10 protein-coding genes are annotated in these 10,963 nt (G+C 66.3%); 5 read left to right on the top strand and 5 right to left on the bottom strand.

Annotated features, from left to right (window positions below; genetic code table 11):
- Window positions 1-96: 96 nt before the first annotated feature.
- The 3 genes from Q0R16_RS12495 to Q0R16_RS12485 all read right to left on the bottom strand — a co-directional run bounded on the left by Q0R16_RS12495 (window position 97) and on the right by Q0R16_RS12485 (window position 5,513).
- Window positions 97-2,139: a prolyl oligopeptidase family serine peptidase gene (locus tag Q0R16_RS12495; protein ID WP_295636391.1), complete on the bottom strand. Its 2,043-nt coding sequence runs from the start codon at window positions 2,137-2,139 to the stop codon at window positions 97-99.
- A 123-nt stretch (window positions 2,140-2,262) separates the two neighbouring features.
- The gene (locus Q0R16_RS12490) at window positions 2,263-4,806 is read right to left on the bottom strand and encodes an FtsX-like permease family protein (RefSeq protein WP_295636388.1); all 2,544 of its coding nucleotides are present in this window, start codon (window positions 4,804-4,806) and stop codon (window positions 2,263-2,265) included.
- Window positions 4,803-5,513: an ATP-binding cassette domain-containing protein gene (locus Q0R16_RS12485; RefSeq protein ID WP_295636385.1), complete on the bottom strand. Its 711-nt coding sequence runs from the start codon at window positions 5,511-5,513 to the stop codon at window positions 4,803-4,805. Before Q0R16_RS12485 ends, Q0R16_RS12490 begins: the two co-directional genes overlap by 4 nt.
- Before the next feature lie 63 nt (window positions 5,514-5,576).
- Here Q0R16_RS12485 and Q0R16_RS12480 point away from each other — a divergent pair, with 63 nt between their 5' ends.
- Window positions 5,577-6,308 (top strand): arylesterase, encoded by a 732-nt coding sequence (locus Q0R16_RS12480; protein ID WP_295636382.1) that lies wholly within the window; start codon window positions 5,577-5,579, stop codon window positions 6,306-6,308.
- Window positions 6,309-6,360: 52 nt separating this feature from the next.
- On the opposite strand, the gene recF is transcribed toward Q0R16_RS12480, so the two are convergent.
- A complete protein-coding gene (gene recF, locus Q0R16_RS12475; protein WP_295636378.1) occupies window positions 6,361-7,449 on the bottom strand; it encodes a DNA replication/repair protein RecF in 1,089 nt (362 codons plus the stop codon).
- Between the two features lie 58 nt (window positions 7,450-7,507).
- Window positions 7,508-8,644, bottom strand: a complete 1,137-nt coding sequence (pspF, locus tag Q0R16_RS12470; protein WP_295636375.1) for a phage shock protein operon transcriptional activator — start codon at window positions 8,642-8,644, stop codon at window positions 7,508-7,510.
- A gap of 204 nt (window positions 8,645-8,848) precedes the next feature.
- Between pspF and Q0R16_RS12465 the strand changes: the two genes are divergently transcribed.
- The 4 genes from Q0R16_RS12465 to pspC are packed head-to-tail and all read left to right on the top strand — an operon-like array spanning window position 8,849 to window position 10,632.
- A complete protein-coding gene (locus Q0R16_RS12465) occupies window positions 8,849-9,016 on the top strand; it encodes a hypothetical protein (RefSeq protein ID WP_295636373.1) in 168 nt (55 codons plus the stop codon).
- Between the two features lie 14 nt (window positions 9,017-9,030).
- Complete coding sequence (gene pspA / locus Q0R16_RS12460) at window positions 9,031-9,915, top strand: phage shock protein PspA (protein ID WP_295636370.1); 885 nt, start codon at window positions 9,031-9,033, stop codon at window positions 9,913-9,915.
- A 4-nt stretch (window positions 9,916-9,919) separates the two neighbouring features.
- The gene (gene pspB / locus Q0R16_RS12455) at window positions 9,920-10,261 is read left to right on the top strand and encodes an envelope stress response membrane protein PspB (RefSeq protein WP_295636368.1); all 342 of its coding nucleotides are present in this window, start codon (window positions 9,920-9,922) and stop codon (window positions 10,259-10,261) included.
- Window positions 10,258-10,632: an envelope stress response membrane protein PspC gene (gene pspC, locus Q0R16_RS12450; protein ID WP_295636365.1), complete on the top strand. Its 375-nt coding sequence runs from the start codon at window positions 10,258-10,260 to the stop codon at window positions 10,630-10,632. Before pspB ends, pspC begins: the two co-directional genes overlap by 4 nt.
- The last annotated feature ends 331 nt before the right edge of the window (window positions 10,633-10,963 follow it).

Below are 10,963 nucleotides of genomic sequence, written 5' to 3'. Positions count from 1 at the left end.
AAGTACGGGCCGCACCCGTCGCAAGGCTATTCGGAAGACGTCTTCAGTTAGGTCACTGGCCCCGTTCGCTCGGCGCAAACGGGGTTTAATGCGCGATCAGTCCATCAGTTTCTGGATCAGGTAGGTCATCGTCAGCGCGTTGGTTTTTGCGCTCTGCTTGATGTCCGCGCCCGATCCGTGGCCGCCTTCGGTGTTCTCGTAATACATGAAGGGCAACCCCATGCCCTCCATCTTCGCCGCGAACTTGCGCGCGTGCTGCGGGCCGACGCGATCGTCCTTGGTGGTGGTGAAGATGAACGGTTCGGGATACTTCACCCCGGCCTTGAGCTGGTGATAGGGCGAAACCTTCTCCCAGAACGCGCGCACCGCCGGATCGGCGTTCACATCGCCATATTCACCCTGCCACGATGCGCCGGCGGCGATCTTGTCGATGCGGATCATGTCGAGCAGCGGCACCTGGATCACCACCGCGTTCCACAATTCGGGGTGCTGGGTGAACTCTACGCCCATCAACAAGCCGCCGTTCGATCCGCCCTCGATGCCAAGCCGGCGAGGGCTGGTGACCTTGCGGGCGATCAGATCCTTCGCCACGGCGGCGAAATCGTCATAGGCGATCTGGCGCCTGGTTTTCAGCGCGGCCTCGTGCCACTTCGGCCCGAATTCGCCACCACCGCGGATGTTGGCGAGCACGAAAGCGCCCCCGCGCTCGAGCCACAGCTTGCCGGTCACGCCTGAATAGACCGGGGTGCTGCTCACCTGGAACCCGCCATAGGCGTTGAGCAGCGTGGGCGTGTTGCCATCGAGCGGCCGGTCCTTGCGGTGGACCAGAAAGTACGGAACCTTGGTGCCATCGCTGCTGGTTGCGTCGAACTGGTCGACCACCAGCCCGGTTGCATTGAACTTGGGCGGCAAACTCTTGACCGGATCTACGCTGCCCTTCGCGGCATCGACAAGATACAGTGTCGTCGGCGTCGTAAAGCCTTGGGCCGAGGCGAAGAACTGGTCGCCTGTCCGGTCTGGAGCGACGACATCGATTGACTGGTTCTCCGGAAAAGGCAGCGCCTGCGTGCTCCATCCGCCGGGTCCTGACTTTACCAGCAACATCTTGCCTTTGACGTTGGCCAGCGTCGAGAGCACGAGCGCGTTGCGCGAGGCGGATTCGGACTTCAGTGCATCGCGCACGCCGGGCGTCCAGACGGCTGTCGGAGTCAGCCGGTCGGGAGTCGCCATGAGTTGCGCCAGTGAGACCGCCGCTTCGCTCCCGGCAGGGATCGCTCCCCATGCTTCATCGAGCCGGACGATGGCGTTGCTGCCGATGAGTTCCTCGATGCTAGCCTTTTCAGGCATCGCAACGCGCCGAACAGTGTCGCCCGCGACGACATAAGTGACCCTGTGGAAAAAATCGGTGGCGCGGCTGATCAATGCCAGCCGCTGGCCGCTGGCATCGACCAAAACCTGCGGATCGACCGAGACGTCGCTCCGCTCGCCGCGAAACAGTTCCTTTGCTTGCGCAAATGACTGGCCACGCGCCAGCCGTTTGACCACATAGGCATATCCCGAGGTGGTCAGCTCACCGGGCTGCCACTCGGTCGCCACCAGCAGGTGATCGGCGTCCTCCCACGCGATGTTGTGCTTGCCGCGCGGCAAGTGAAAGCCGTCCGCAACGAACTTGCCCGTTGCGAGATCGAATTCGCGCACTTCGGCGGCATCTTCGCCGCCGTCGGAGAGGTTGATCAGGCACAGCCGCCGTTCGGGCATCAGGCAGTTATCGCCGTGCCACACCCACGATTTCCCTTCGGCCTTACCGAGCGCATCGATGTCGAGCACAGTCTGCCAATTCGGCGCAAAGTTGCGATAATCGGCCAGCGAAGTCTTGCGCCAGATCCCGCGCAGATGCGTCTCGTCCTGCCAGAAGTTGTAGATTTCGCCGTTGCGGAACGATGGCATCGGGATGCGATCCTTCGCTCCTGCGATCGCCAGCGCCTGGTCGTAAAGCGTGGCGTAGCGCGGATCGGCAGTAAGCCGCTTCACGGTCACATCGTTGTGCGCGCCCACCCACTCCATCGCGCGCGGCGTGGTCCATTCCTCCAGCCACTGGTAAGGATCGTCGGCGGCTGCGGCGGGGACCGGGCCGGTCATCGCCGCAACACCGAGGGCGAGGGCGGCAAGGTGGCGACGCAGCATGGCAATTCCCCGAAAAGTCTCATCTGAAACCGAACCTAAGGCGCGCGCCGTCCAATGCAACTGGACCGCGCATTCAATTCACAATTCGCGCAAGGCTTGCGCCGGCCGGGTCCGCAACACGCCGAGCGAGCCCGTGACCGCCAGCACCATCACCAGCCCAGCGCCGCCGCCGAGCACACCCAGGATCGAACTCCAGCCAGGCAACCAGTCGAACGCGAACAGTTGCACGATCACCAGCCACGCCAGCGCCAGCCCCAGCACCAGAGAAACCAGCGCGGTCGCCAGTGTCAGCACGCCGTATTCGGCGAGCAGCAGCCCGATCAACTGCCCCCGGCTCGCGCCCAGCACGCGCAGGATGACGGTGTCGTAAGCCCGCCGCTCGCGCGCCGCTGCGATCGCTCCTGCCAGCACGGCCAGCCCGGCCAAAATCGCCACGCTAGCCGCCGCCAGGATCGCCGCGCTCATCTGACCCAGGATCGACCGCGCTTGCCCGAGCACCGGCCCGACCTCGATCACCGATGCAGTCGGAAAACCTCGCACCAGCGCCGAAAGCAGCCCGCGCTGCACATCCGAACGCTTTTCGCCAGTGCCGAGGTTGACCGTCGCGGCCATGCTGTGCGGCGCATCCGCCAGCGTGTTCGGGCTGAACACCAGCACGTAGTTGAAGCCCATCGAATCCCAATCGATCCGCCGGAACGAGGCGACTTTCGCAGATCGCTCGATTCCCAGCAGGCTGATCGCGAGCTTGTCGCCGATGCGCAGGTTCAGGACCTTGGCCAGTCGTTCGTCGATCGAAACCAGCGGCTCGCCGGTGTAGCCCTTGGGCCACCATGCGCCGGCCGTCACCACGTTGCCCTCGGGCACCGTGTCCGTATACGTCAACCCGCGATCGCCGCGCAGCGGCCAGGCGTCGTCGGGGATCGACTTGAGATCGGCCACGCGCGTCATCCGGTCGGCCGGGCCATATCCGACGATGGTTCCGCGCAACGCGGGCACCATGCGGACGGCGGCTTGCGGGGCGGCGAGCTTGACGGCCTGCGTGAACGCCTCCGCGCGGTCCTTGGGCAGGTCGACCACGAAGTAATCGGGCGCCTTTTCGGGCACGCGCCGCGCGATATTGGCATCGAGACTGGTTTCGACCGCCGCCAGCAGCACGAACGCCGAAAGCCCGAAGCCGATCGCCAGCACCAGCGCCGCGGTCTGCGCGCCGGGGCGGTGCAGGTTTGCCAGCGCCATCCGCGCGACGGTTCCGGTCGGCCGAGGCGCGGTGCGGGCGAGGCGGGTCACGCCCGTGCCGAACAGCGCAAGCAGCCCGAACATCGCCGCCGCGCCGCCCAGAAACCCGGCCGCGAGCAAGGGCTTGTCCGCCGTGCCGATGGCGATCAGCGCGATCCCTGCAAGACCCGCCAGCACCACCGGCCAGCCGCCCCAGCGAGAGGCGCGCGATGGTTCGACCCCGGCGCGAAACACCGCCATCGCCGGCACGCTGCGCACGGCTGCCAAGGGCGGAGCGGCGAAGGTAAGCGCGATCAGCAGGCCGTAGCTCGCCGAAATCAGCAAAGCGCGCGGATCGATCACCAGCCCGCTCGCGATCGGCAACACGCTCCGCAGCGCCTGCGCGATCAGCGGCGTGACCAGCACGCCAACGACCAGCCCGGTGACCACGCCCGCCAGCGCGGCGACCGCAATCTCCATCACCACGATCCGCGCGATATCGCCCCCGGTCGCGCCCAGCACCTTGAGCGTGGCCAGGCTGGCGCGGCGGCCTGCGCAGTAAGACGCCACGCCTTGCGCGATGCCGATCCCGGCAATCGCCAGCGCTGCGAGCGCGACCAGTTGCAGAAACTCACCCATCCGCCCGACGAACTTGCCGAGCCCCGGAGAAGCCGCATCGCGCGTGCGGATCTCGAAGCCGGAGTCGGGAAAGCGCGCCTTGATCGCGGCGGCGGCGTTGAGCGCAGACCCGCTCGCCAACCGCACCCGGTATTTGTTGCGCGTCATGCTGCCCGGCAGCACCAGATGGCTGGCGTCCAGTGCTGTCTGGCTGACAATCACCGTCGGCCCCAGCGCAAAGCCTTCGCCCAGCCGGTCGGGCTCGTCGGCGATGACACCGCCGACCATGAGCACCGCATCGCCCACTTGCAACCGATCGCCCTTGCGCAAACCCAGCCGGTCAGCGGCGCCAGGGGCAATCCACGCGGTCATGCCCGCAGGCGCGCCAGCCGTGCGGCCATCGGCGAGCTTGAGCGCGCCGTAAAGCGGCCAATTCGCATCCACCGCCTTCAGTTCGACCGGTGCCGCGCGGCTGAGATCGCCCGGCGCATGCGCCATCGCCTGCAACCGCGTGCCGCCCGAAACCGTGCCCATTTTGCCAAACGCGACCAGTTCGTCCGCGCTGGCCGGCCGGTTGGCGATGGCCACCTCGATATCGCCGCCCAGCAGCAGGTTGCCGCGCGCCGCGAGTTCATGTGAAATCGTCGCGGTCAACGTCAGGATTGCCGCCAGCGCCGCGGTGCCGAGCGCCAGACACACGATCAGCAATCGCAAGCCCCGGAAGCGCCAGTCGAGCCCGCGCCGCGCAATCCGCCAGGCGGCGCGCCAGCCTGCGCCTTTTGCCGTCATGCTGCAGCGCTGTCCGCAGCGATGCATCCGTCGGCCAACCGCACCACGCGTCCGCAGCGCGCAGCCAGCGCCTCGTCATGCGTGACCACGATCAGCGTCGCGCCTGCTCCCGCTGCGCGTTCGAACAGCAAATCCGCCACCGCTGCACCGGTTACCGCATCGAGGTTGCCAGTCGGCTCGTCGGCGAACAGCAGCGTCGGCCGGGCCACCAGCGCGCGTGCGATCGCCACACGCTGCTGCTCGCCGCCCGAAAGCTGCGCCGGGTAATGGGTGAGCCGGTGGCCGAGACCGACCGCTTCCAGTTCGGCGCGCGCGCGGGGCAATGCGTCGGGCATCCCCGCCAGTTCAAGCGGCGTTGCGACATTCTCGGTTGCGGTCATCGTCGGCAGCAGGTGGAACGCCTGCAGCACCACCCCGATCCGCCCGCGTCGCGCGGCGGCGAGGCCATCCTCGTCCATCGCGGTGAAGTCCGCCCCGGCCACGATCAGGCTGCCCGCGCTGGCACGCTCGAGCCCGGCCATGACCGACAGCAACGAGCTTTTGCCCGATCCCGATGGACCGAGCAGTGCCAGCGATTCGCCGGCGCCCACGGTCAGGTCGATCCCGCGCAGCACTTCGACTTGCGCATCGCCCTGGCCGAGCGTGAGCCTCAGGCCGGTGGCGTGAATGACTGGATGAGCGGGCGGGTTGGGAATGGGGTTTGTCACGCTTGCGAACTGGCATAGATTGGTTGCACCGGGCAACCTGTCATCTCGTCCGTTGGAGCCTGCATGAAGCTTTATGTCCTCTCGGCGCTGGTCCTCACCGCATTTCTCGCCGGCTGCGGTTCAGATTCTATCTCGCAACCTGCCGCCCCCTTTGGTTCTGGGAGCGCCAGCTCGGTGATCGACGGCGCACCGCCCAGCGCGGTGGCGATCCCGGCGCGCGCGCCGGTGATCCTGGCGTTCGGCGACAGTCTTTATGCAGGTTATCAGCTCGGCCCGCACGAAAGCTATCCGGCGCGGCTTGAGGCAGCGCTGGCGGCGCGCGGGCATCCGATGCACGTGGTCAACGCCGGGGTTTCGGGCGACACCACCGCCGATGGCAAGGCGCGGCTGGCGTTCACGCTCGACAACCAGCCCAGGCAACCGGTGCTGGTGCTGCTGGGGCTGGGCGGCAACGACATGCTACGCGGGCTGCCGCCCGAACAGGCCGAGGCCAATCTCGATGCAATCATGGCCGAACTGGCGAAACGCAAGATCCCGGTGATGCTGACCGGGATGCTCGCCGCGCCCAACCTCGGCAAGGATTACGTGAACAAGTTCAACCAGATCTACCCGGCGCTGGCGCTGAAATACCAGGCGACGCTGGTGCCGTTCCTGCTTCAGCCGATCGTCGGCCATCCCGAATGGCAGTTGCCCGATCACATCCACCCTAACGCGCGGGGTGTGGACAAGGTTGTGGATGGATCTGTGGGTGCGGTGTTGAAGGCGTTGAAGCCGCCCGAGGACGTGGCGGATTGAGGGGGAGGGCCCGTTCGTGTCTCGACTTCGCTCGACACGAACGGGGGGCAGATCAAATCCGCTCCACCGTTCCGTCGCGCACGCGCCACACTGCTGCTTCGCCGGTAATCGCCTCGAAGGGCGCGACTTCGGTCCCGGTCATCCACACTTGCGCGCCGCTTTGCGCGAGTCGGTCGAACAGTGCCTCGCGCCGCAGCGGATCTAGGTGCGCGGCGATTTCGTCGAGCAGGATCAATCGCGGCCGAATGCTGTCTGAACGGCCGCCTCCTGCCAGACTGGCGTGGGCTAGCACGATCGACACCAGCATCGCCTTCTGCTCGCCAGTCGAGGCGGCGGCGGCGGGCATGGCCTTGGCGGCGAGCGTGACAATCAGGTCGTCGCGGTGCGGGCCGGTGAGGGTGCGTCCGGCGGCACGGTCGCGGGGGCGGCCGTGGCGCAACGCGGCGGCCAGCGCGGCCTCATCTGCGGGCGTTTCGCTGTCGTAGGCGAGCGCGGGGCGGGCGAACGGCTGGTCGGGGAGGGCGGCGAGTGCCTCACCCAGGTCCGCCACCAGCGCGCAGCGAGCGGCGACGAGGGCCGAGCCATGCACAGCCAGTTGTGCTTCGATCGCATCGAGCCATGCCGGATCGGGTTCGGCACTTTCCGCGATCAGGCGATTGCGATCGCGCAGCGCGGTTTCGTAACGCGCGGCCTGGCGGGCGTGGCCGGGATCGCGCGCCAGCACCAGTCGATCGAGAAACCGCCGCCGCGCGCTGGCGCCTTCGGCGAACAATCGGTCCATCGCCGGGGTCAGCCACGCCAGCGACAGCCATTCGGCAAGCGCGGTCGCGGGCTTTTCGGCGCCGTTGACGCGCACCGTGCGGCGGCCCGGCGTTTCGGGCCGGCTGGCGGTGCCGAGCGCGACTTCACCGTGCTCAAGCTCTGCCGCAACCGCAAAGCCGGTCTCGCCGCCACGCGATGCCATCTCGGCCAGCGCGGCGCGGCGCAAGCCCCGGCCGGGTGCGAGCAGCGAGATCGCTTCGAGCACGTTGGTCTTGCCGGCGCCGTTCTCGCCCACCAGCAAGTTGAACGTGCGCGGGCCTTCCAGCCGGGTTTCGGCATGGTTGCGGAAATGGCCGAGGGTGAGGCGGGTCAGCGACATGGAGCGCGGGTCTTACGCGAGGCTGCGCAACGCGCAATCCCGCTAGGCTTCTTCACCGCTAGGCTTCTTCGCGCGTGCTGCCCTGGCCGGCGATGATGTCGGTGGCAACCTTGGCCACGGCCGCCGCAGCCTTGTCCATCATGCCGTGCTTGCGCAAGCAGTGGCGCAACTGATCGTAAGTGAGGCCGAGCGCCTTGGCGGTCTGGCGCTGGTTGTAGCGGTGCTTGCCCAAGTGGTGTTCGAGGATCGCGCGTTCATAGCCATCGACCGCACGGCGCAAATCGGCCACCGCATCGTGCTGGCCCTGGCTATAGGCATCCGTGCTGGCCGGCCGGTTCTCGTTGGCGGGCACATCCACGGCGGCAATGGGCGAGGTGGCCTGGTTCGTCTGTGGCTGGTAACGCGGGGCGGGAATCGGCTTCCACGGGCTGTCGAACGGATCGAACTGGACGTGGGCGATGGCGCGGCTCGGGTCGTCCCAGCGGTAGACCGCGCGTTCGATCACATTGCGCAATTCGCGGACGTTGCCCGGCCAGGGGTATGAAATCATCTGCGCCAGCGTGTGTTCGGCAAAGCCCGGCCAATCGTCCCAGCCCAGTTCGGCGGCCATGCGCCGGCCGAAATAGTCCGACAGCACCGCCACATCGCCTTCGCGCGCGCGCAGCGGGGGCAGGGTGATGACCTCGAAGCTCAGCCGGTCGAGCAGGTCGGGGCGGAAGCGGCCCTCGGCGGCCATCGCGGGCAAGTCTTCGTTGGTGGCCGCCACGATCCGCACATCGACGCGTACCGGTTTCGATGCGCCGATGCGGGTCACTTCGCCGTATTCGACCGCGCGCAACAGCCGTTCCTGCGCGCCCATCGACAGCGTGGCCAGTTCATCCAGGAACAGCGTGCCTTTGTCCGCTTCCTCGAAGCGGCCGATGCGCGCGCGGGTGGCGCCGGTGAATGAGCCGGCCTCGTGCCCGAACAGTTCGGCCTCGATCAAGGTTTCGGGCAAAGCCGCGCAATTGAGCGTCACCAGCGGTTCGCCCCAGCGCGGCGAGAGCCGGTGGAGACGTTCGGCGATCAATTCCTTGCCGGTCCCGCGTTCGCCGATCACCAGCACCGGGCGGCGCATCGGCGCGGCGCGGCTGGCGCGTTCGACCGCGTCCAGAAAGGCGCTCGATTGCCCGACGAATTGAACTTCCCGGTCCATAAGCTCAACCTTAGCGTAATTTCCCAAGGTTAGGCAAGTTGCGCCACGGTGGCCGGTCAGCTTTATGGTTAAAACCACGCATTTCGGCCATGCATCGCAATTGGCACGCCCTTTGCGATGCACCTTGCAGTTACGTGAACAAGCGGTTCACCCGATAGTCCGGCAAGACGGCCAACCGGGCACCGCAACAGATGGAGACTTTCGATGGCACTCGCCCGCTTCCTCACTTCCTCGGTTGGCCGCGCAGCGCTGATCAGCGTGATGGCAATGGCCGCCATGAACCTGGTGGTGATTGACCGCGGTCTGACGCTTGGCCTGGAACGCCCGCACCTCGTCGCCTCGGCTTCGGCGGTGACCGGCGAGCTGGCGTGAGCAGGGACGGCTTCATGGGCGACGAGTCACCCCTATCGCCGGTTGGCGACGACACCTCTTCGGAGGCCCGCCGTCGCGCTGCTTCGCGCTTCGACAGCGAGGTTGCCGCGCTGCGCGCGGCCAGAGACAACGGGCGCGAAACGGGGCGCGAGCAGCGCCGCGAGGACCGCACCGAATCCAATCGCAGCTTTTCCACCGGAGGCAATTTCATGGGCATCTTTTCGCGCACTCGCGATATCATCGCCGCCAATTTCAATGACTTGCTCGACAAGGCCGACGATCCCTACAAGATGATCCGGATGATCATCCTCGAAATGGAGGAAACGTTGGTCGAAGTCCGCGCCAGCGCCGCGCGCACCATCGCCGACCAGAAGGAGATGCATCGCCACACCGTGCGGCTCGATCATTTGCAGGCCGATTGGGCCGACAAGGCGCAGCTCGCGCTCAGCAAGGGCCGCGAAGACCTGGCCCGCGCCGCGCTGGTCGAAAAGAAGAAGGCCGGCGACATGGCCGAGCAGCTTTCGGCCGAAATCGGCGTGCTCGATGACGCTTTGCGGGCGTATGAACTCGACATCGAGAAGCTGCAGAACCGCCTGCGCGAAGCCCGCAGCCGCCAGACCGCGATCGCCGCGCGGCTCGAAAGCGCCGAGAACCGCGTCAAGCTGCGCACGCTGCTCGCGACCGAACGCGTCGATGAAGCGATGGCCCGTTTTGACCAGCTCGAACGCCGGGTCGATTACGCCGAGGGCCGCGCCGATGCACTGAGCCTGGCCGATGGTTCGCAGACGCCGAGCCTGGCCGACCAGATCTCCGCGCTCGCGGGGCAAGACAAGGTCGACGAGGAACTGGAAGCGATGAAGCGCGCGCTGGGCCAAGCTGCCCCAACCAAGGAAGGCTGATCCGATGTCGTTTCCGTCAGAAATACTGATCGTTCCCACGATCTTCATCGGCCTGCCCTGGGTGGTGTTGCATTACATTACCCGCTGGAAGACCGCCGCGACGCTCACCACTGGCGACGAGCAATTGCTCGACGAACTGCACCGGCTGGCCAAGCGGCTCGATGACCGGATGGATACGGTCGAACGGCTGGTCGCCACCGACAATCCGGAGTTCAAGCTGGCCCGCGTGCTGGCAGACAGCGCGGTCGACAACCAGCCGCTGCATGAAATCGAACGCATCTACGCTGAACAAGGGCCAAGAACTGGGCCAAGAACTGGGCCAAGAACTGGGGGGCGGCTGAAATGAACTCCGAACGAACACGCTTTTATCGCGACAAGATCAATGGCAAGTTCATGGGCGTCTGCGCCGGGATTGCCGACTACACCGGAGTGGACGTGTTGTGGGTGCGGCTGGCCGCGGTCATCCTCACTTTCACCGTCGGCTTCGCGCTGCCGCTCTACATCCTTGTCGGGATGCTGGCGCCCAAGAAGCCCGGCCATCTCTACGGCAACCGCGAGGAGCAGAAGTTCTGGCAGGGTGTGCGCCAATCACCGGCCCGCACCGCCCGCGAAGTCCGCGCCACGTTTCGCGACATCGACCGCCGGCTGGCCGACGTGGAAAGCTTTTACGTCTCGAACAATCCGCGCCTGACCGCCGAAATCGAACGGCTGCGCTAGGGTGCGCGCGCCTTCGGCCCAGGGAGGACTGCGAACGGTACTGTTCTGCGCTTCCGGTGCTCACAGCCCCAAAAGGCCGCTCCGCTCCGGTTCTCGAACAGCACCATTCTCGCTCCACGCTGAACCGAATCCGCACATACCTTTTTAAAACAACATATTGAAGGGGGAAATTCACATGATTGGAGAACTTGGAGTTCTAATCCCGATCATCGGCGTGTCGATCCCGATCGTCGCGATCTGGACCAAGCACCAGCGCCAGATGGCCGAGATGCAGATCCGCTCGACCGCCGAAGTCTCGGCAGAAAAGGCCGCGCAATACGCCAGCCACAGC

Origin of the sequence: Novosphingobium sp. (assembly GCF_025351285.1) — a bacterium.
Classification (GTDB): domain Bacteria; phylum Pseudomonadota; class Alphaproteobacteria; order Sphingomonadales; family Sphingomonadaceae; genus Novosphingobium.
This window is presented reverse-complemented; position numbering and strand designations above follow the sequence as displayed.

What these genes read in the sequence shown, in the direction of transcription:
- Q0R16_RS12490 (WP_295636388.1), bottom strand. Translation starts at nt 4,806, where the DNA reads ATGACGGCAAAAGGCGCAGGCTGGCGCGCCGCCTGGCGGATTGCGCGG.
- pspC (WP_295636365.1), top strand. Translation starts at nt 10,258, where the DNA reads ATGAACTCCGAACGAACACGCTTTTATCGCGACAAGATCAATGGCAAG.
- recF (WP_295636378.1), bottom strand. Translation starts at nt 7,449, where the DNA reads ATGTCGCTGACCCGCCTCACCCTCGGCCATTTCCGCAACCATGCCGAA.
- pspA (WP_295636370.1), top strand. Translation starts at nt 9,031, where the DNA reads ATGGGCGACGAGTCACCCCTATCGCCGGTTGGCGACGACACCTCTTCG.
- Q0R16_RS12465 (WP_295636373.1), top strand. Translation starts at nt 8,849, where the DNA reads ATGGCACTCGCCCGCTTCCTCACTTCCTCGGTTGGCCGCGCAGCGCTG.
- pspF (WP_295636375.1), bottom strand. Translation starts at nt 8,644, where the DNA reads ATGGACCGGGAAGTTCAATTCGTCGGGCAATCGAGCGCCTTTCTGGAC.
- Q0R16_RS12495 (WP_295636391.1), bottom strand. Translation starts at nt 2,139, where the DNA reads ATGACCGGCCCGGTCCCCGCCGCAGCCGCCGACGATCCTTACCAGTGG.
- Q0R16_RS12480 (WP_295636382.1), top strand. Translation starts at nt 5,577, where the DNA reads ATGAAGCTTTATGTCCTCTCGGCGCTGGTCCTCACCGCATTTCTCGCC.
- pspB (WP_295636368.1), top strand. Translation starts at nt 9,920, where the DNA reads ATGTCGTTTCCGTCAGAAATACTGATCGTTCCCACGATCTTCATCGGC.